The following is a 22,357-nucleotide window of genomic DNA, read 5'->3' as shown; positions in this document are numbered from 1 at the left end:
AACATATAATACTACTAAAGCAGCACTGATTGTTGTTACAGCCTATATAAGTGTTAGCTTTGTATTCGAAATAACACATATAAGACGTTTATGAGGTGATTATGGTGTCAAAAATTAAAAACAGCATTATTTTTAGCCAGATACCGTCAGTTACGGAATCTGATTATCCAGGTTTTCAGCCAGATACTTATATTTTAAAAAAAGGTAGTGTTCATCGTCACGGCGGAAAGGAACTGCCCTGCGATGTGCTTTGTGAGCGTGATGCTGCTATGCAGCTCAGAGATGGTACAACCATTTACATGGATATCTTCCGTCCAGTCAAAGAGGGTAAATATCCAGTACTTATTGCATGGGCACCATATGGCAAGCGAGGTCATTATCTCTGCTATGACCTCTTCGAAGGCCGCATGGGTGTCAAAGAAGAATGGGAAGATGGTTTAAATGAGTTTGAGGGACCAAATCCAAGTTATTGGGTCAATCATGGTTATGTTATTTTACATCCAGATCCGCGCGGCATATTCAGTTCTGAAGGCGATGCGTATGCCTGGGGAACGCAAGAAGCTGAAGATGAATACGATTTTATTGAGTGGGCCGGTCAGCAGAATTGGAGTAATGGTAAAGTCGGTATGACTGGCAATTCCTGGTTGTCCATGGCACAATGGAATGTAGCATCACATCAGCCACCGCATTTAACAGCTATTGCTCCGTGGGAAGGTGCACTTGACAATTATCGCGATACTTCTTGTAAGGGTGGTATTCCCGACATACTATTTGTCAGTAGTATCTTTGAACATCTTTATGGCAACAATAAATACGAAAACCTTGTAGCCATGATTAAATCCCATCCGTTAATGGATGCTTATTGGGAAGATAAAATTGTCCATGCAGAAAAGATCACTATTCCAGCCTACGTTACCGCCAGCTATACAAACATGCTGCACACGAATGGAACCTTTGCTGGTTGGGAGAAAATATCTTCTAAGGAGAAATGGTTACGCGTACATGACACACATGAATGGCACGATTATTACACACCAGAGCATGTTGAGGATCTCCGCAAGTTTTTTGATCACTATTTAAAAGGTGTTAATAATGGCTGGGAAAAAACACCACGTGTCCGCTTAACGGTGCTTGACCCAGGCCATAAAAATATCCCGAATCGTCCCGAAGAAAGTTTTCCGTTACACCGCCAAAAACTGCAAACTTTCTATCTTGATACCAGCAACATGGGACTCAGTCAAGCCACCCCCCATGAAGAAAACAGCTTTATATATAATCCTCAGGAAGGAGCCTCTTTTCAGCTTACGTTTACCGAAGATGTAGAAATCATTGGCTACATGAACTTATGCCTGTATGTAGCAGCTGAATCAGCTGATGATATGGATCTCTTTGCCTATGTTCGCAAACGTGATAAGGATGGTAAACTTATGTCTATTCCTATCATCAATAGGCAAAATTGCACTGGTGCCAGCGGTCGTCTGCGTGTCTCCATGCGCAAACTGAATAAGGAAAAATCTACAGTAAATCGCCCGTATTATACCTTTGATGAAGTACAAAAATTGCATTCTGGTGAAATTGTTCCAGTAGAAATTGGTTTCTGGCCTTTTGGTATGAAATGGCACGCTGGCGAAAAACTTGATGTCTTTATCACCGGCAATGAGCTTTGGACACATCCAGAATTTCCTAATCTACCAGCAATCGACAATCTAAACAAAGGCCGCCACATTATCTACACAGGATCGCAATTTTCCTCTCGTCTGATTGCACCCATTATTAAAAATTGCTAATATTAAGATCTAAATGTAGTCCATAAATCTTAAAATTTATAGATGAACAAACTATTTGCTAAAAAGAGCAATTATCATGGAGCGGTAAGTAAATTACCGGCAAAGCTGGGAAGAATAAAGAAAAATGGATTCTATATAAAATGTGGAAGTAAGCAAAAACTCAAGCTTACTTCCACATTATTTTTTACCAAAAGATCGTAAAATAAAAAACTTACCTTTCAAAACCCTTTTTATTATACCAGTAAATATTTATTTAACACAAACATACTATTTTCTTCCCTAAATATTAAATTGTAAAAAAATAGAACTGATAATGGAGTGCTAAAACTCCATCATCAGTTCTATTTCTCTTTCTATTTAGAACTTGGGACTTTTCTGTCATGTACTTCATGGCAACCGCAACAACCGCAAGAAGAAGATTTTCCTTCTTTGCAACAAGAGCTTTCACCCCTGAAGAAGTTACAATATATATGGTATATACCATATGCGAAAGCTACTAATATTACTGCTGCTATAACGTACGTTGCTATTGTTCCCGTGACTGTCATAATAAATTCCTCCTGACATCAATTGAAGCCCAATAACCTACCGATCTGATAAACAAGTAATGATACTATCCATGCTACTACGCAAGTGTAAGCAAAGGCGAAAAACATCCATTTCCACTTACCAGTTTCCTTTTTGATTGTGCCTAATGCAGTTACACATGGTGAGTAGAGTTGTGTAAATACCATAAATGCTAATGCTGACAACGCTGTAAATGATCCACCAAGAGCTGTCATCATCTGATTAGCAGCGTCCACAGTATCATCAGCAACATCACCTACATTATACAAGATACCCATTGTTGATATAACTGCTTCTTTGGCTACTACGCCAGTAATAGCTGCAGCACCTGCCTGCCATGATGCAAAACCCTGCCAAGCAAACAAATGGGAAACACCTGCGCCCAAAACCGCAAGGAAACTTTCTGTCATTTCGTCAGTAGGACCGCTGAAATTGTAATTGCTTAAGAACCAAATAAGTACAGACATAGCAAATATAATTGTACCAGCTTTGATCAAGTACCCTTTACCTTTATCCCAAGTTTCCAGTAAAACTGTTTTTATATCAGGAATACGATAAGGTGGTAACTCTAAAAGGAAGGTTGACTGCTTGTCCCTAAAAGTTGTTACATTAAGGACTTTAGCCATTATAATAGCCATCACTATACCTACGATGTACATACAAAAAACAACATTGGAAGCATTATCTGGGAAAAATACAGCCGCAAATAATGCCATAACCGGAAGTTTGGCACCACATGTCAAAAACGGTGTTACTAAAATGGAAACCATCCGGTCTTTTTCCGAATCTAGGGCTCTTGCTCCCATGATGGCCGGAACACCACAACCAAAACCCATGATAAGAGGCATTATGCCTTTTCCTGTAAGTCCTGCGCGACGCATTATCGGGTCCATAACAAAAGCTACACGAGCCATATAACCAGTTCCGTCAAGAACACTCAAACAGAAAAACAAGGTAAATATGAGCGGTACAAATGTTAAGACACTACCTACACCTGCAATAACACCATCAACTACAAGTGAATGGAGCCAATCAGCAACACCAAGAGTTGTCAACGCGTCGTCAACTACTCCGGAGAACCATGTATTGATTATGAAATCAAGTGCATCAGCTAAAGGCTGTCCTATCCAAGTAAAAGTAACTTCGAATACAGCATAAAGCAATAACAACAAAATAGGAAGGGCAATGAAACCATTGGCCAAGAAATGGTCAATTTTTTCAGTTGTTGAAGTGCTTGCCATATTGCTAGTATCGACAGTTTCAGAAATCAATTTATCAATCAAAGCATAACGAAGGGCAATGACCTTTTCTTCTTTGTCATCATCTTTACCTTCACCTGCACGTACTGCAGCAACTGCTTCGATATGAGATTCAATAAGGTCACTGTTTTTATAATTTGCCATTACTGTAGAAGTAAATACACTTAAAAGCTTTTTAGTGCTTTTAGCACTTCTGCCTATTGTTTCAACAACAGGCATACCAATAAGATCTGAAAGCTTTTTAGATGAAATCTTCATGCCACGTTTTGTAGCTTCATCTATCATATTCAAATCTAATAAAACTGGTATATGATGTTCTAAGAGTTGTAAAGTCAGAAATAAATTTCTTTCTATATTAGAAGCATCGATTACATCGACTACGATATCTGGATGCTCATTGAGTAAGTAATCTATTACAATTTTTTCTTCTGGTGAACGGGCGTTTACACTATAAGTTCCTGGTAAATCGACAATAGAAATTGCCCTATCATCATGTTTAATATAGCCCATCCTTTTATCTACGGTAACTCCCGGCCAATTCCCAATCTTTTGACGTATGCCGGTCAGTTCATTGAATATTGTAGATTTGCCCGTGTTGGGGTTTCCTGTCAGGGCTACAGATAATGTTGACATCTAACTTCCTCCATTTGCTCCTATTAGATTATTTAATACATTACTATAAACAATTTATAATGTATTGTAACGTTATACAAAAATCATGCTGTCGGTAATAATGATACTACAATTTTTTCTGCATCCTTGCGACGCATAGCCAAGTTGTAAGAGCGCACATTAATCTCCATAGGGTCACCTAAGGGGGCACTGCTCAGTACTTTAATCACTGTACCAGAAACCACTCCCATACTCATCAACCGTTCTTTTAACGGTGATGCCTCCAAATACTCTACTTTCACACTGCTGCCAGCTCGAACGTGATTCAGCGTCATCTTATTCTGCCCAACAACAACCGCCATCTTTACCACTCCTGTTAACTTTGTAATTTATAGCTAAAAAGTATTATATATAAATACATTTTTATATATAAACCCTATCACTATAATACAGATAATGATAATAGTTGTCAATGTATCTTACCTTTATATATATACATTACATTTTTACAGTTACTTATAATGCTTTGTAGCTACTTTTCTTTTTATACTTTGGCCTGCTGCTTAATTCTAGTATGTTTGACTTGGAACCTGCTTTATTGTTATAAAATGCATAAAGCAAACGACCAAACAAATTTTTTTACCTGTACATACTTATCTTCAAATCAACATACCTTGTAGTAGCATTAAATCATTTTATATTCAAATTATTAATTGTTTCTATATTTTTGCAGGAATGTCTTTGATGCATTTATATCTTTTTTCTCTTTTGGTAATGGTAAAAATTCAATTTCGTTTTCTTTTTCGTTAATTTTTATTATACCGATCTCCGACAACACCTTTAAGCAATACATAATTTTTTGTTTAGTAATTGGTTTTTGGCAGAACTGTCCATATTGTCTTATTACATCAATAATATTTTGTTTACTAGTATTTTTGTTTAATGGCATCATCTTTTTTAGAAAGAGATATAAATATCCTACCTCGTCATGTGTCGGATAATCGCCCTCATCTATTTTTATATCTTTTACTTCAAATTGAATATATTCTTTTCCATTCCAGACATTTATTCCTGGTCGGAAAACAAAATGAAATAATTCATTTTGCAATTTATCTGCATATTCACCCATTCGCCATCCTATGGCCGCATAAGTTTTATTTTTTACAGAGAATGTAAACCTGAGATGGGCAGCATCTTTTCCTATTTTTTTTATACTATTTGTTTTTACTTCACTGCATAAAAAAAGCGGTGCAGGATTCCCCATACCGAATGGTTCAAGACGTGATATATCTGTAATTAATTTTTTAGTAACATCTTCAGGTTGCAAAACTGTTTCAACATTAAGAAGTGGATAAAAATCTTCTGTAGACAAAGTACGCTGTGCATACTGGGTAAACTTTTCGCGGAAAAGATTTAAATCAGCTCTCTTTATGGTCAAGCCTGCTGCCATTGAATGCCCGCCAAATGCTACAAGCAAATCATCAGAGTCTGCCAAAGCATCACAGATATCAAAGTTTTTAATACTCCTGCACGATCCTTTACCTAACCCCTCTTTATCAAAACTAATCACTATTGTTGGTCGATAAAATTTTTCTACCAGTTGGGAAGCGACAATACCAATAATACCAGGATGCCAATTTTCCGCAGCAACAACTAGCGCAGCGGATTTATCATAATCATTATCCTGTACTATTTTAGAAGCTTCTTGAAAAGTACTTTCTACAAGTTGCTGGCGTATTTTATTTTCTTCATCAAGAAACTGGGCTAGTTCAGCAGCTTCGTCCTTATCTTCAGTTAGAAGCAGTTTTACTCCTATACTGGCATGTTTCAACCTGCCAACTGCATTGAGCCGCGGCCCAAGTACAAAGCCAATATGCGCTGCCGTAATTTCATTTTTTTGGAGGCCACATAAATTTATAAGTGCCAAAAGCCCAATATTATTTATAGAAGATAACCCCATTTTAACAAATTTCCTGTTTTCATTTAAAAGTGGTACTATATCAGCAACTGTACCTAAAGCAACAATATCCAGATATTTTGTAAATTCTTCATTTTTTATATTTCGCCATAATGCTTGGCATAATTTAAAAGCTACACCAACTCCTGCTAAATTTTTGTCAGGATAGTCGCAGTCTTCCCTTTTAGGATCGATAACAGCTACAGCCTCTGGTAATTGCTGTCCTGGCAAATGATGGTCGGTAATTATTACATCCATATAATTGCTGGCATATTCCGTTTCTGCCGAAGAGCGTATACCACAATCAACTGTTATCAACAATTTTGTTTTATCTATAAACTTAGTAATTGATTCTTTATGTATGCCATAGCCTTCTCTTTGCCTATCAGGTAAATAATATTCAACATTTGCCCCTAATGACTGCAAAGTTTTATAAAGAACTACAGTGGCAGTTATTCCATCTACATCATAATCACCAAATATTGTTATAAGTTCTTCTTTATGGATTGCTGCCCGTATGCGCGCCACAGCTGCCTGCATATTGGGCAAGTACAACGGATCATAAAAATCTTGCTGCTCCGCGTCTAAAAAAGCAGCTGCATCGTCCAATGTCCAGCCTCTTTTTATCAAAATTCCCGCGGTGATAGGTGAAAGATTTAGCTTTTCTGCCCAAATAAGTTGTTTATGTTTATCGGGAGGAGTAATGTCCCATTTTTTCTTCATAAAGTTCTACTCAGCACTCCTTTTTTGAAAATTTTCTGGTAATATATGGTATCTAATTCAGTAGTAAAATGTTACACATAGTATAACACACAACTTTTATGCGGCAAATTTATTTTACACAACCAAGAGTATATGATAAAATACAGAATGCATATAGTAGGTTCATTATAAATAAAGCGGTATTGTCTGTTTCTAATCTTAATATTGTTTTTTATAATTGACTGCTCATTATGCTGAGGACAATCGCAATATTTAACTGCATGAACAGTGTGTACCTTTGCTAATTTAACACACAAATATTTATTAATAATAATACTTTATACGTCAATTCTGCATTTATTGTGGCAGGTTGGAGGAACAGTCAGACATGACACAAAAAAATATCCTTATTGTTACAGCATCTATTGGCTCAGGACATAATAAAGCAGCTGCAGCTGTAAACAATGAATTGAAAAAACGATACCCTTCCGCAAAAATCGATGTTGTCGATTTTATGTCGCCTGAAACAGCCTATTTAAATGATTTATTAAAAGAAATATATCTTAAAATGCTTGATTTTATACCAGCACTTTATGAATTTCTTTATAATTTCACATCAGGCCGCGTGAAGGGATCTTCTATTCAGGTGCTGCTGGCTTATTTTATGAAGCGTAATATGGCTTCGATAATCGAAAAATATCACGCTGATATCATAATCTGCACTCATCCTTTTCCCTGTGCGGCAGCCTCTTATTTAAAAAGCAAAAAACAAACCAATGCACTGCTTTTTACTGTAGTAACCGATTATTGTCTGCATCAAATTTGGATTTATAAAAATGTCGACATGTATTTTGTCGCACACAGCGGCCTCAAAAAGGAACTGATTGACCGTGACATTGCTGCTGACCATATTACGGTCACCGGCATACCAATAAATAGGCTTTTCAGTGAACCTTTTGATAGAACTGCGCTTCTCAAAAAATTTGGTTTAAATGATAATATGCCAATTATTTTGATTATGGGTGGGGGACTTGGTCTTGGCAGCGTAAAGTATGCTTTGGAAGAATTAGAAAACTTGACATTTCCAATGCAGCTTTTAGTGGTAACCGGTGCCAATATAACGTTATGGTCAGAAGTCAATTGCTATATTGCCCATTCCCGCCATTTGATAAAGGTTTGGGGCTATTCCCATAACATCAATGAATTGATGGCCATTTCTACGCTTCTGATCAGTAAACCCGGTGCGCTTACTATCAGTGAAGCTATGGCCAGAGAATTACCCATGGTCTTACATGCACCTATTCCTGGGCCTGAATCAGAAAATGCTACTTATTTAGCTGACAATGGTGTTGCTGTCTGGGTACAAAAGAAAGAACATATTAGTGAAACTGTTAAAGACTTGCTCACTGATGTAGAACGACTCTCATGGATGAAACAAAATGCACGTACTTTAAAACAACCGTATGCTGCACAAAAAGTAGTGGATGTAATAGCACGATTTTTATAGTTGGTAATGTAAAACACAATTTTTTTAGGGTCTTTACTAAAAACAGATCAAAAATATTCGCAACGGTTATTTATTGTAAAAAGGGAGAATAAAAAATGTGTCATTCATTTAAAATCCCAAGGAAGTGATTCATATGAAAAAACGTCATTTTGATATTTTCATTGTTATTCTTCTTGCCCTCCTAGGATATTTTATTTATATAGCAATTGAGCAGCAACTCTATATAAACGATATAGCGCAGGAACGTTCTACCGTTGAAAAAGATCTTCAAGAAGAACAGGCCAAGAATGATCAGCTCAATGAAGAAAAAAATGCTTTGCAGGACCCTGCATATATTGAAAAGATCGCCCGCGAAGAATTGGGGATGACTAAAAAAGATGAAGTTCCTTATGTTGCTTCTGATAAATGAGTATATATTTAAGTTATAAACTTTTTTCTAAGAAAAAAGCAGTACGAGAAATCATGGGATATTATCTAAAAAGTGCCATATATGATTTTTATTATCTTGACACTGTTGACAATCTAAGGGTATAATACCATTAAAATGGCTTGACTTTAAGGAGGATTCAATAATTTTATGTCAATTGAAGTTGGCAATGTACTTGAAGGCATAGTGACGGGAATAACAAATTTTGGTGCATTTGTTGAATTACCCGGAGGTAAAGTAGGTCTGATTCATATATCTGAGGTCGCTGATGTATATGTTAAAGATGTGAAAGATTTTCTTAAAGAGCGCGAAAAAGTAAAAGTCAAAGTTTTGACTATAGACGGCAATAAGATCGGCCTATCTATAAAGCAACTTCAAGAAAAAAAACCACTTCATCCCGCTGCACCTAGAGCGAATACTACTCCGGCAAGATTTACGCAACGCAAAAATTTTAATACGGACTTTCGCCGACAGAATAATTTAGGGGTTCCCTCTTTTGAAGATAAGCTTTCTAAATTCTTAAAAGACAGCGATGAAAAACTCACGGACTTGCGGAAAAAAACTGATTCAAAACGCGGTGGCCGTGGTTCACGCCATTATGAATAATTTATAATTTTCCAAAAGCACTCTATAATGGGGTGCTTTTTGTATGTACCTGTCTAAATTAGGAGAAAAATGCTAGCACATGTTTTGAAATTTAGCAATCACCACAAACTCTTTAGCAACGGTGACTGTATCCTCTTAGCTTGTTCAGGAGGTCCTGATTCTTTATGTATGACGCATATTTTTATGCGGTTGGCTGAAAAATGCAATTTGAAAATATTTGTCGCACATGTAGAACACGGTATAAGGGGACAAGCATCTATTGCGGATGCCCAGTTTGTAGAAAAGTTTTGCCGTGACAATCAGCTGCCGTTTTATTTAAAAGAAGTGAATGCTTGTGCATATGCTGATACCCACAAAATATCGCTTGAGACTGCGGCAAGAGAATTACGGTATGATTTTTTACGCGAAACAGCCCATTCACTTGGTTGTACAGCAATTGCTGTCGCACATCACCGCGGAGATCAAGCAGAAACTGTTCTTATGCATATGTTACGAGGCGCTGGGCTAGACGGACTATCCGGAATCCAGCCAAAGGCACACGGCATAATACGGCCTTTATTGGATTGCACACGTGAAGATATCGAAAATTATTGTCGGCTGCACGCTTTACAGCCTCGCCGCGATGCTACCAATGGCGATACAACATATACACGCAATCGAATACGTATGGATTTACTTCCTTATTTGCGCAGTTATAATTCCAACATTGAAGAAACATTATGCCGTACGGCTTTTTTACTCGCAGAAGAAAATGATTTTCTGACTACATATGCGCAAACTGTCTACAATAAAATTGTTAGCAAAGTAAAAAATAGATGTGCGTTTTTATTAGCGGAATTTTCACTTCAGCATATTGCTGTAAAAAGGAAACTTATCCGTGCCGCGATATTTGATTTATGTGGCACAACAAAAGACATCAGGAATGTACATATTGATGCTATAATATTACTGGCAGCGAGAGAAAAAACAGGGACATCCATTAATTTACCACATGCACTGAAGGTTTTGATAGAGTACCATCAGCTTATTATTTCGACTGAAAAGGAAGTTACTTGTATTAATAAAGCTTTCCCTCTTAACGTACCAGGGAGTACGCAAATACCTGAAAGTGGTATTATAATAAACGCAGAAACGGCTCAAACAGTGGAATCAGTTAAAACAAAACAAATATGTTTTATTGATAAAGATAAAATAGCTGGTAGTCTGAAAATACGCACTCGGAAAAATGGTGATAGTTTTTCACCAAAAGGATTAACTGGCCATAAAAAATTAAAAGATTTATTTATCGATAATAAAATCCCCCGTATTGATCGTGACAGGATTCCAATACTCTTTGATGATATAGGTATTGTTTGGATTGCCGGCATACAGCAGGATAACCGTTGCGTTCCTACGACTGAAAGCAAAAATTTGGTGAAACTTTCATTAAATGATACAAATAGCATTTTAACTTTTACTACTCAACCACATTAGAATTTACACATTATCCATTGGTTTATGTTCTATATAATAGTCTGCAAGGATTAAACATAAAGAACATTTTACCGTTGGGTAAAACTATAATAACTTCTCAAAATGAAAGGCGGCTCCTTTTATGCATAAGGATTTAGAAAAAATTTTATTTACGCAAGAACAGATTCACGATCGTGTTATTAAATTAGGAAAACAAATTACAGACGATTACGCCGGCAAGGAAATAGTGACTGTAGGCATACTAAAAGGCGCCATAGTCTTTTTCGCTGATCTGATGCGTGAAATAAAACTTCCTGTAAGATTTGATTTTATGGCTGCCTCCAGCTATGGTGCCAGCACTAAAACCAGTGGAACCGTAAGAATATTGAAGGATATTGACACTGATATAGAGAATAAACATGTAATAATAGTCGAAGATATTATAGATTCAGGACTTACCTTAAAATATCTGAAGCAGAATTTTGAGCATAGAAAAGCTGCTAGCGTTAAGCTGTGTGCTATGCTAAATAAACCGGATGGGCGAAGAACCGATATTTATGGTGATTATATTGGTTTCGATGTTCCCGATGAATTTATAGTTGGTTATGGACTTGATTACGCTAGTGCGTACCGTAATTTACCATACATTGGTATTTTAAAGAAGGAGATATATGCTTAACCTATGATAATTGAGAAATTTTATATTTGATGATATAATGTTGTCTCATAGGTTTTACATACAAAGGGCTATAACTAAGGAGGATTAAATATTGAATAAATTTCTACGAAATGCCGGCTTTTATGTATTAATCATACTGATAGCAGTTTCGTTAATAGATCATTTTTATAATAATTCGTCTAAAAAACCAGAAATTAATTACACTGCATTTCTGCAACAAGTAGATGCAAAAAATATTTCAAAGGTAACTATCATTGATAATACCATAAGCGGCACATTAGCCGATGGAACGGAATTTACTACCATTGTTCCGACTTATCCGAACGATGACACCTCACTTCTAGCCAAGTTACAGGCTAACGGTGTGGACATAAAGGCTGAAAATCCCCCAGATCCACCTTTATGGACGAGTATTTTTACATCAATTCTGCCTATTCTGTTGCTTATTGGTGTGTGGTTCTTCATCATGCAGCAAACGCAGGGTGGTGGCAACCGTGTCATGTCATTCGGTAAAAGTCGTGCAAAGATGAATACCAATAAGGTAAAGGTCACTTTTGAAGATGTGGCCGGAGCCGATGAGGCAAAACAAGAATTGGAAGAAGTTGTTGAATTCCTTAAACACCCCAAGAAATTTAATGACCTAGGTGCCCGTATTCCAAAGGGCGTTCTTCTGTTCGGCCCTCCAGGAACAGGGAAAACTCTTTTGGCAAAGGCAGTAGCAGGAGAATCAGGAGTTCCCTTCTTTACTATAAGTGGTTCAGATTTTGTGGAAATGTTTGTAGGCGTTGGCGCGTCACGTGTACGTGATTTATTTGACCAAGCAAAGAAAAATGCACCGTGTATAGTTTTTATTGATGAAATAGATGCTGTTGGTCGGCAACGTGGTGCGGGTTTAGGCGGCGGCCATGATGAACGTGAACAAACATTAAACCAGTTGCTTGTCGAAATGGATGGGTTTGCTGCAAATGAAGGAATTATTATTATAGCAGCTACCAATCGTCCGGATATCCTTGACCCAGCGCTTTTGCGCCCAGGTCGTTTCGATCGGCAAATCGTAGTTGATCGCCCAGATATCAAGGGCAGAACAGCTATTTTAAATGTACATGCTAAAAATAAACCTGTTGATAAAGATGTAGATCTTGGTATTTTAGCCAGACAAACACCAGGATTTACTGGCGCTGATTTGAGTAATTTAATCAATGAAGGCGCACTGTTATCAGCAAGACGCAATAAAAAGACAATCGGTATGACTGAACTGGAAGAATCCATTGAAAGAGTCATGGTCGGGCCTGAAAGGAAATCAAAAGTGATCAGTGAAAAAGATAAACGGTTAACAGCTTATCATGAAGGTGGTCACGCTTTAGCAGGTCTTCTTCTGAAAAATGCAGATCCTGTGCACAAAGTCACTATCATTCCACGTGGACGAGCCGGTGGGTACACGTTAAGCCTTCCAAAAGAAGATCGTTCTTATCATACACGCAGTGAATTGATTGATCAGTTAAAAGTAACCTTAGGCGGCCGTGTAGCAGAAGAAGTTATTTTAAAAGAAATCAGCACAGGCGCGCAAAATGATATCAAACAGGCTTCTCGTATCGTCCGTGACATGATTATGCAGTACGGGATGAGTGATGTATTGGGACCAATTTCTTTTGGTGAAGGTAATGACCATCAGGTATTCTTAGGCCGAGATTTCAATAACCAGAGAAATTACAGTGAAGAAATTGCCTGCGAAATTGATAAAGAAGTACGTCGTTATATTGAAGAAGCATACGAAGAATGCCGTACATTGATTATCGAAAATATTGATAAACTACACTTGTTAGCAGCAAAACTCATTGAACATGAAACTTTATCCGCAGCTCAGCTAAAAGAACTTATGGAAACCGGCGGGCTTAGTGAAGATAATGATACTGGTAATGATGGCAGTAACAATAGTTCTCTGCCTGAGCTCAATACTGAACAATTAACGGCTCCCGAATCAGTAAACTCTACATCCAATGAAAAAAGTAGTACTGCAAGCAAAGATAGTACTGGAGAAAAAACGGTAAACTCAAAACCAAAATTCGATTATAATCTTACATCTAACAATAAGTAATTTCTGGTTCCACACTAAATGTTGGGATAAGCTTGAGTTTTGCTTATCCCAACATTATTTTTTTGCAAAAAAGAACTGCCGCACATCATTATAATGTGTGGCAGTTCTTTTTCGATAGTATGTTAGTAATAATACTATCACCCAAACAAGTTCAGATAACAATCTACAATACAGCTATATGAATCATTTCATCTATAAGAACGATAAAATAAAAGCCACGCCAAGATAAAACATATGAACTATCAATCAGGATATTTCATTATTATTTAAGGGTATCTTGACAAAATTCAATAAAAGATTGGGCAGCTTTTGATATATACCGATCTTTTTTCCATGCAAGACCAACATCTACAAAGATGGGATCTTCAAATGGTAATACTTTTATATTGGGGGTGTCTTTTACAACAAAATCAAGCAAGAAAGCCATTCCTACATTACTAGCTACAAGCCCTTTAATTGTTTCAATTTGGTTCGATTCCAGAACAATATTAGCTTTTATATTTTCATTATTCATTTTCTGCATTAAAAGATTTCTCAAATACGATCCATCTTTCAGCATAATAACATTTTCATTTTCTATATCACTGATAGCAATGGATTTTTTCTTAGCAAGAGGATGTTCCAATGGCAGACAAGCAACAGATTGATTTTTTGACATCGGCAGAAGCTCAAGACTAGACGAAGCACCAGATAAAATAACTATCCCAAAATCAAGCTCATCCCGTTCAATCTGTTCTCTAATGGTCATCGAGCCTTCTTCGTATAAGTAAATATCTAAATGGGAATATTTTTGCTGAAAACTAGAAAATATTTTAGGGAATAAAAAGGCTCCTATCATCGAAGGAATACCAATTTTTATAGTACCTTTTTGAAGTTTCTTATAGTCATTAACTTCCAATACAGCATCCTGAATATTGCGCAAAGCAAGATCTATTCTATTTAAAAAAACGGCACCTTCCGGAGTCAGTGAAAGCTGTTTCTGGCTTCTATCAAAAAGCTGTATTCCCAGTTCAGCCTCTAATTTTTTTATAGCAACAGTTATATTAGGCTGCGATACACGTAACCTTTTAGCAGCCCGTGTGATATTTTTTAAGCGGCTTGTCATCTGAAAATATTCTAATTGTTTAAGTTCCATTGTACTCCTCCTGAAATCAAATTATTAAAAAAATTTATGTATAGCACTAAACTAGGTTTAAAGTCACAGCGCATTTATCTCATATGAATTTATTACATATAAGAAACATATTTATGATGTTTATTATAGCATAATTATATTCTACCATCCAGATAATTTTTGTAAAATACGATTTAATAATAAAACAAAGATAAATTGAGTATATCGTAAATATTGTGCTAGAATAGCTATATTCATAAAATAAATACAGCTTATTATTAACTCAAATTAATGCGTTATACATGTGTCAATTTCCCATGAAAAAAATTTATAGCATCAAAATGACAAAAACTGTAATATTTATATAAATAATTTCAATAGAAAATATTGAATATTTAGATATTATTAATGTTTTACGGACAATTAACGCTCTCCATGCGGAGAGCGACGCCTTTACCGATTTCATTAGGTAAGCCCAACAATATTTTGCATAAACCATGCAAATATTATAATATAAAGAGATATTATTATAAAGGATGCGTTTTTTATGCTCAAAAAAAGTATATTGATTATTAGTGCCTGCCTTATATTCACGGTTGGTTTCCTTGCAGGCTGCTCAGAAAAAGAAGTACCGGCCGAAAAAGCCACTGCCGAGAATTCAGTTGTTTTGCCTGCCGAGATAAACAAGCCGACTACGATAGAAGGGACTGGTACTATCGAGGTTGCCTTCAGTCCTAATGGTGGAGCAGAGGAAGCTATAGTAGATGAAATCAACGGAGCAAAAAGCTCTATAAAAGTACAAGCTTATACTTTTACCAACAGCAAAATTTCTAAGGCTTTACTGCATGCCCAAAAGCGCGGTGTAGATGTACAAATTATTCTTGATAAGAGCCAGCAAACCAGCAAATATTCCCCGCTAAAATTTTTTGCTGACAATTCCATCCCAGTCAAAATAGACAATGATTTTCAAATTGCCCATAACAAGATAATGATTATAGATGAAAAGACTGTTATCACAGGTTCATTTAATTTCACCAAAGCTGCTGCAGAAAAGAATGCGGAAAACCTCTTAATCATCCGCGGTAACCAAAAACTGACCGCACTTTACTTAAAAAACTGGGCATGGCGTTGGAATTCCACACAGGAACCCAAGCTTCAAACACAAAAATAGGAGGCTCTAATTGAAACTTTTATTAACAGCGATAAATGCTAAATATATACATTCATCTCTTTCTATACGCTATTTAAAAAAATATAATGAAACTCTGCCTTTAAATATAGAACTATGTGAGTTCACAATAAATAATCATCTACTTGCCATCGCTGACCAAATTTTTGATAAAAGACCCGATATACTGGGGATAGACTGCTATATCTGGAATATCGAATTGGTTAAAGAGCTATTACCACTTATTAAAAAGATGATGCCAAACCTGATAATAGTCTGTGGTGGTCCTGAAATTTCTTATGGTACAAAAAAAATGATGGAACAAATCCCGGAGATTGACTATGTAATACGTGGTGAGGGTGAACAAACTTTATGTACACTATTGCAATCCCTCATCACCAAAAAATCGCTAGCAGCCATTCCGGGGATAGCCCAGAGAATTAATGGCAAAATTGAAGAAAGCATACCGGTCGTCTTTCCAGATTTGGATAAGCTTCCTTTTCCTTATACGGATGCCGATATTGAAGCACTAGATAATCGCATACTTTATTATGAAAGCTCGCGTGGCTGTCCTTTTTCCTGTAAATATTGTCTTTCTTGCGCCACTATAGGTGTGCGATATCGTTCACTTGCTAAAGTCCTAGCAGAACTTGCCTTTTTTGTCAGACACAATGTGCGCCAAGTAAAGTTTGTAGACAGGACATTTAATGCTGATAAAAAACATTTCATCCCTATCCTTCAATTTATCCAAAAACAAAAATGCCGCACTAATTTTCACTTTGAAATCACTATTGATTATATTGATCAGGAAGTTTTGGAGCTGCTCCAAAAAATGCCGCCAGGACGAGTACAGCTAGAAATCGGCATCCAATCCACCAATCAAAAAACCTTACAGCATATAAGCCGCAATAATAACTGGTTGAAAATATCTTCTAATATAAGGGCGATTCTTGCCTTTGGCAATATCCATGTCCATACTGACCTCATAATCGGTCTTCCCTATGAAGATATGGTTTCGCTACAAAAATCCTTCAATGATATGTATGCTCTTTATCCTGATATGCTGCAAGTAGGTTTTTTAAAGCTGCTTAAAGGCTCAGCAATGGAACAATTGGTTGATGAACACCATTACTCCTTTATGGATACTGCACCTTACCAGGTACTTGCCAATGCATATCTATCGGCCGGTGAAATGCGCAACTTACGTACTTTTGTCGATGTATTTGATTTTTACTATAACTCCGGTCGTTTCAGAAACACTTTAAAATACCTCGTCACTTGTTTCAAGGAAGATGCTTTTACCTTTTTTTACCAGTTATCCGTATTTTGGCATAAAAAAGATTTAGATAAGGCTGCCCATTCACCAAAATCCCTCTATCAATATCTGGATAGCTTTACCAGCATTCTTTCTTCTAATGAAAAAAAAGTCCTGCTCAATTTAATGAAATTTGATGCCTTGTGCTCTGATCACGGCAGATTTAGGGCAGAATTTTTAAATTGGAGTGAAAGAGAATATAATAAAGAAATAGAAAATTTTTGGAAAAACTCTACCGTAGTAAAAAAATATATTCCCGATTTCGTATTTACCAGTAGACGGGCAATACGCGATAAATACCACATAGAGTATTTTTCTATCAATATCCCCGCTTTTATAAATGAACAGTCTATAAAAGACGACAATTGCATATTATTGTTTGTTTATGCAGAGGAAAGCGTCAAAACAATTTTAATGGATAAAGGTGACTTAATTTAATGGTATACTATGCATTTTCAGATTACTTAAAACAACGTTATGGGGAAAAAGTCTATAAGCTTCCCCTTGCCCTTCCTGTTACCTGTCCTAACCGTGACGGCACCTGCGGCACAAACGGTTGTACTTTCTGTGGTGCAATCGGCGCAGGCTACGAAAATCTGCCTGCATCTATGTCCATAACAGAGCAAATAACAAATAATAAAGCACATATAATTCCTAAATATAAGGCTAAAAAATTTATTCCTTATATGCAAAATTTCAGTAATACTTATTTACCAGTGGAGCAATTGGAAAAATATGCCAATGAAGCCGTCCAAGCTGATGATATAGTTGCTCTTTATATAGCGACACGTCCTGATTGTATCAATGAATACTATTTGGCACGTCTCAACGAAATAAAACAGCGGCACAATATAGATATTTGTATTGAGCTTGGCTTACAAACCGTAAACTACCATTCCTTATATAAAATAAACCGCGGGCATACGCTCGCTGAATTTGTCGATGCTGTATTGAGAATAAAACAATATGATATGCAGTCCTGCGCCCATATTATATTAAATCTTCCCTGGGATAATATGACAGACGTAATCGAAAATGCCAAAATGATGTCTGCCTTAAAAATTGACCAGGTAAAGCTGCATGCTTTATATATTATAAAAAATACGAAAATGAGCGAAGATTATCTAAGCGGTAAAATAAAATTAATTTCCCTTGAGGAATACAAAGAGCGTGTTAAAACTTTTTTGCAATATCTTTCTCCTTCCATCGTGCTGCAAAGATTAATTGGCAGAGCACCTGCCGAAAATACAGTATTTGCCAATTGGCATACCGGTTGGTGGAAGATACGTGATGCGATAATAACAGAGATGGAAGAAAATAATTTATACCAAGGAAAGCTCTGCGATTATCTTAATGGCACTGCTTTAAAAAAATTTGACACTTATAATTGATAATAATTTTGAAATGGTGTATTATAAGTGTATGTTATTCTTATTCGTAGTGTATATTCAAGCATAGATGTAAGGGAGAGAATATAATGAGTAAAAAAATGAAGACAATGGATGGTAATACGGCCGCTGGGTACGTTTCTTATGCGTTTACAGATGTTGCTGCTATTTACCCTATAACACCGTCTTCCCCAATGGCAGAAGTCGTTGATGAAATGGCTGCCAAAGGCGTAAAAAATCTGTTTGGACAAAAAGTTAACGTTATCGAAATGCAGTCTGAAGCTGGCGCTGCTGGTACTGTTCATGGCTCCTTGCAATCAGGTGCTTTGACAACAACGTACACAGCATCACAAGGTCTTTTGTTGATGATTCCGAACATGTACAAAATCTCTGGTGAACTTTTACCTGGAGTCTTTCACGTAAGTGCACGTGCTCTGGCAACTTCATCCTTAAATATATTTGGTGATCATCAGGACGTTATGGCTGTCCGCCAGACTGGTTGTGCAATGCTTGTAGAAAGCAGCGTTCAGCAGGTTATGGATTTAAGCGCCATTGCTCATCTTGTTGCCATAAAAGGACGCATTCCTTTTGTAAACTTCTTTGATGGATTTAGAACATCACATGAAATCCAAAAAATTGAATTAATAGATTATGATGATCTTGGTAAAATGCTTGACTGGGATGCAGTAGAAGCTTTCCGCCATAACGCATTGAATCCTGACCATCCTGTTATTCGCGGCACAAACCAAAATCCTGATATTTACTTCCAGGAAAGAGAAGCCGTAAATAAATACTATGATGCTATTCCTGATCTGGTAGAAGACAGCATGAAACAGATTTCCAAACTAACCGGTCGTGAATATCATTTGTTCAACTATCATGGCGCACCTGATGCTGACCGCATAATAGTCGCTATGGGTTCTGTTTGCGAAACTGCTGCTGAAGCCGTTGATTACCTCAATTCAGAAGGCGAAAAAACCGGTGTTTTAACAGTACATCTCTATCGTCCTTTCTCCGTTAAACATCTTTTAAATGCTATTCCTAAAACAGTAAAGAAAATTGCTGTACTTGATCGTACCAAAGAACCAGGTGCACATGGCGAACCTTTATATCTTGATGTAAAGACAGCCCTTTATGATAGCGATATTTCTCCTATCGTAGTAGGTGGACGTTATGGTCTTGGTGGTAAGGATGTTACACCTGACCATGTTCTTGCTGTTTACGAAGAACTGAAAAAAGATGCACCGAAAAATGGCTTTACTATCAGCATTGATGATGATGTTACCCATACATCACTGGCTAAATATCCAAAAGACCTCGATTTTACACCAGAAGGCACTACAGCATGCAAGTTCTGGGGACTTGGTTCTGATGGTACAGTAGGTGCTAACAAGAGCGCTGTTAAAATAATTGGGGACAATACAGATATGTATGCGCAAGCATATTTCGCTTATGATTCCAAAAAATCTGGCGGGATAACCATGTCACATCTGCGTTTTGGCAAATTGCCTATAAGATCTCCATATCTTATCAATAAAGCTAATTTCATTTCCTGTTCTCAGGAATCATACGTTCATAAATATGATCTTCTCGCTGGTCTGAAACCAGGCGGCAGCTTCCTGCTCAATACCCATTGGACTGAAAAAGACCTTTCTGATGAATTACCAGCATATATGAAGAGATATATCGCTAAAAATAAGATCAATTTCTATGTAGTAAACGCAGTAAAGATCGCTCAGGAACTGGGTCTTGGCGGACGTTTCAACATGGTAATGCAGTCAGCCTTCTTCAAACTTACTAACATTATTCCTATAGATAAAGCAGTTGGCTATTTGAAAGATGCCATTGTTAAATCTTATGGTAAAAAAGGCCAGAATATCGTTGACATGAACAACGGCGCTGTTGATAAAGGTATTGGCGCTGTCGTTAAAATAAATGTTCCGGCAGATTGGGCTAACGCAAAAGATAAAGAAGAACAAAAGAAAGATGTTCCTGCATTCATCAAAGATATCCTCATTCCGATGAATCGTCAGGAAGGCGACAAATTACCTGTAAGCGCATTCGAAAAAGGCATGCAGGATGGTACCTTCCCAAGTGGAACAGCTGCTTTTGAAAAACGCGGTATTGCCATAAATGTACCGGAATGGTTAATGGATAATTGTATACAGTGTAACCAGTGTTCCTTCGTCTGCCCGCATGCAGTTATTCGTCCTGTCCTCATGACTGAAGAAGAAAAAAATAATGCACCAGCAGGCATGCAGAGCAAACCGGCAATTGGTGCCAAAGGCATGTACTTCAGCATTGTTATTTCTCCTTATGACTGCAGTGGTTGCGGTAATTGTTCCCAGATTTGTCCTGCACCAAAGGCAAAGGCTCTGGTAATGAAACCTTTCGACACTCAGGCTCCAAAACAACCTACTTTCGATTATGCTGTTAATCCGGAAAAAGTTGCTCCGAAAAAGAATCCGCTTAACAAGAAAACCGTTAAGGGCAGCCAGTTTGAAAAACCATTGCTGGAATTCTCTGGTGCATGCGCAGGTTGCGGCGAAACACCTTATGTAAAACTTATCACACAGCTTTATGGTGACCGCATGATGATCTCCAATGCTACAGGTTGTTCTTCAATCTGGGGTGCTGCAGCTCCGTCAATGGCTTATACAACTAACCATCTCGGACATGGTCCAGCATGGGCAAACTCTTTGTTTGAAGACAATGCAGAATATGGTCTCGGCATGCATCTTGGCACAAAGGCAGTAAGAAATACATTGGCTTCTAACCTCAAAAAGGCTATTGAAAAAGGTGTAAGCGCTGAACTGAAAGCTGCTGCTGAAGAATGGATTGACAAGATGGATGATGGTGAAGGCAGCAGAGATCGTGCAGATACCTTGACCGCAGCACTTGAAAAAGAAAAAGGCAACGATGCATTACTCAACAGCATCTATGATAAACGTGACTTCTTTGTAAAACGTTCACAGTGGATATTCGGCGGCGATGGTTGGGCTTACGATATTGGTTACGGCGGTCTTGACCATGTTCTTGCTTCAGGCGAAGATATCAATGTGCTCGTTATGGATACAGAAGTATACTCCAATACAGGCGGCCAGTCTTCAAAAGCTACTCCTGCCGCTGCTATTGCCCAGTTTGCTGCTACTGGTAAAAAGACCAAGAAAAAGGATCTCGGCATGATGGCTATGTCTTACGGTTATGTCTATGTTGCCCAAATTAATATGGGTGCTGACAAGAACCAGACACTGAAAGCTATCGTCGAAGCCGAAAGTTATAAAGGACCATCTTTGATAATCGCTTACGCACCATGTATCAATCACGGAATAAAAATTGGTATGGGCAAGAGCCAGATTGAAGCAAAACATGCTTCCGAAGTTGGTTATTGGGCTAATTACCGTTATAACCCAACAATTCGCGATACTGACAAGAATCCGTTTAGTCTTGATTCTAAAGAACCTACAGGCAGCTTCAAAGACTTCCTGATGGGTGAAGTTCGTTACAACTCCTTGAAACGTTCTTTCCCTGAAACAGCTGATCTGTTATTCGAAAAGACAGAAAAGGATGCTAAGGAACGTCTTGCAGGTTATAAGAAGTTGGCTGGCAAATAATATTATAGTTTTAACAGAAATCCCCTGTAAATATTTACGGGGGATTTTTGCTTCCCGTTATCCATCTTATCCTAAGATTATCTAACTCACGTGTACATAAGTGCATAC

16 protein-coding genes are annotated in these 22,357 nt (G+C 37.3%); 11 read left to right on the top strand and 5 right to left on the bottom strand.

Going from position 1 to position 22,357, the window contains the following annotated elements; translation table 11 throughout:
- Positions 1 to 101: 101 nt before the first annotated feature.
- On the top strand, positions 102 to 1,787 hold the full coding sequence (locus tag EDC37_RS03040) for a CocE/NonD family hydrolase (protein ID WP_132547782.1): 1,686 nt from the start codon (positions 102 to 104) through the stop codon (positions 1,785 to 1,787).
- A 353-nt stretch (positions 1,788 to 2,140) separates the two neighbouring features.
- Here EDC37_RS03040 and EDC37_RS03035 read toward each other — a convergent pair whose 3' ends face one another.
- From EDC37_RS03035 to recJ, 4 genes are all read right to left on the bottom strand, one after another.
- The gene (locus EDC37_RS03035; protein WP_132547780.1) at positions 2,141 to 2,335 is read right to left on the bottom strand and encodes a hypothetical protein; all 195 of its coding nucleotides are present in this window, start codon (positions 2,333 to 2,335) and stop codon (positions 2,141 to 2,143) included.
- Positions 2,336 to 2,353: 18 nt separating this feature from the next.
- Positions 2,354 to 4,246, bottom strand: a complete 1,893-nt coding sequence (gene feoB, locus EDC37_RS03030; RefSeq protein WP_132547778.1) for a ferrous iron transport protein B — start codon at positions 4,244 to 4,246, stop codon at positions 2,354 to 2,356.
- An 83-nt stretch (positions 4,247 to 4,329) separates the two neighbouring features.
- Entirely contained in the window at positions 4,330 to 4,560 is a 231-nt protein-coding gene (locus EDC37_RS03025; RefSeq protein ID WP_132547840.1) for a FeoA family protein, read from the bottom strand.
- Between the two features lie 374 nt (positions 4,561 to 4,934).
- Positions 4,935 to 6,905 (bottom strand): single-stranded-DNA-specific exonuclease RecJ, encoded by a 1,971-nt coding sequence (recJ, locus tag EDC37_RS03020; RefSeq protein ID WP_132547776.1) that lies wholly within the window; start codon positions 6,903 to 6,905, stop codon positions 4,935 to 4,937.
- Positions 6,906 to 7,272: 367 nt separating this feature from the next.
- Between recJ and EDC37_RS03015 the strand changes: the two genes are divergently transcribed.
- The 6 genes from EDC37_RS03015 (at position 7,273) to ftsH (ending at position 13,650) form a co-directional block, all read left to right on the top strand.
- Complete coding sequence (locus EDC37_RS03015; protein ID WP_132547774.1) at positions 7,273 to 8,391, top strand: MGDG synthase family glycosyltransferase; 1,119 nt, start codon at positions 7,273 to 7,275, stop codon at positions 8,389 to 8,391.
- 133 nt (positions 8,392 to 8,524) lie between these two features.
- On the top strand, positions 8,525 to 8,800 hold the full coding sequence (locus EDC37_RS03010; protein ID WP_132547772.1) for an FtsB family cell division protein: 276 nt from the start codon (positions 8,525 to 8,527) through the stop codon (positions 8,798 to 8,800).
- A gap of 168 nt (positions 8,801 to 8,968) precedes the next feature.
- Entirely contained in the window at positions 8,969 to 9,424 is a 456-nt protein-coding gene (locus EDC37_RS03005) for a S1 RNA-binding domain-containing protein (protein WP_132547770.1), read from the top strand.
- A gap of 69 nt (positions 9,425 to 9,493) precedes the next feature.
- Complete coding sequence (gene tilS / locus EDC37_RS03000; protein WP_132547768.1) at positions 9,494 to 10,897, top strand: tRNA lysidine(34) synthetase TilS; 1,404 nt, start codon at positions 9,494 to 9,496, stop codon at positions 10,895 to 10,897.
- 121 nt (positions 10,898 to 11,018) lie between these two features.
- Complete coding sequence (hpt, locus tag EDC37_RS02995; RefSeq protein ID WP_132547766.1) at positions 11,019 to 11,555, top strand: hypoxanthine phosphoribosyltransferase; 537 nt, start codon at positions 11,019 to 11,021, stop codon at positions 11,553 to 11,555.
- A 91-nt stretch (positions 11,556 to 11,646) separates the two neighbouring features.
- Positions 11,647 to 13,650, top strand: a complete 2,004-nt coding sequence (ftsH, locus tag EDC37_RS02990; RefSeq protein ID WP_132547764.1) for an ATP-dependent zinc metalloprotease FtsH — start codon at positions 11,647 to 11,649, stop codon at positions 13,648 to 13,650.
- A 262-nt stretch (positions 13,651 to 13,912) separates the two neighbouring features.
- Here ftsH and EDC37_RS02985 read toward each other — a convergent pair whose 3' ends face one another.
- The gene (locus tag EDC37_RS02985; protein WP_132547762.1) at positions 13,913 to 14,785 is read right to left on the bottom strand and encodes a LysR family transcriptional regulator; all 873 of its coding nucleotides are present in this window, start codon (positions 14,783 to 14,785) and stop codon (positions 13,913 to 13,915) included.
- A gap of 526 nt (positions 14,786 to 15,311) precedes the next feature.
- Here EDC37_RS02985 and EDC37_RS02980 point away from each other — a divergent pair.
- The 4 genes from EDC37_RS02980 (at position 15,312) to nifJ (ending at position 22,249) form a co-directional block, all read left to right on the top strand.
- Positions 15,312 to 15,935 (top strand): phospholipase D family nuclease, encoded by a 624-nt coding sequence (locus tag EDC37_RS02980; RefSeq protein WP_132547760.1) that lies wholly within the window; start codon positions 15,312 to 15,314, stop codon positions 15,933 to 15,935.
- 10 nt (positions 15,936 to 15,945) lie between these two features.
- Positions 15,946 to 17,685, top strand: coding sequence for a B12-binding domain-containing radical SAM protein (locus EDC37_RS02975; RefSeq protein ID WP_132547758.1), 1,740 nt, complete (start codon positions 15,946 to 15,948; stop codon positions 17,683 to 17,685).
- Complete coding sequence (gene mnmL / locus EDC37_RS02970) at positions 17,685 to 18,638, top strand: tRNA modification radical SAM protein MnmL/YtqA (RefSeq protein ID WP_132547756.1); 954 nt, start codon at positions 17,685 to 17,687, stop codon at positions 18,636 to 18,638. The genes EDC37_RS02975 and mnmL overlap by 1 nt, the downstream gene beginning before the upstream one ends.
- Positions 18,639 to 18,724: 86 nt before the next feature.
- On the top strand, positions 18,725 to 22,249 hold the full coding sequence (gene nifJ, locus EDC37_RS02965) for a pyruvate:ferredoxin (flavodoxin) oxidoreductase (protein ID WP_132547754.1): 3,525 nt from the start codon (positions 18,725 to 18,727) through the stop codon (positions 22,247 to 22,249).
- The last annotated feature ends 108 nt before the right edge of the window (positions 22,250 to 22,357 follow it).

It is taken from the genome of Pectinatus cerevisiiphilus (assembly GCF_004341685.1).
In the GTDB taxonomy this organism is placed as follows: Bacteria; Bacillota; Negativicutes; order Selenomonadales; family Selenomonadaceae; genus Pectinatus; species Pectinatus cerevisiiphilus.
The sequence above is the reverse complement of the archived record's forward strand: the minus strand, read 5'-3'. Positions and strand labels throughout refer to the sequence as shown.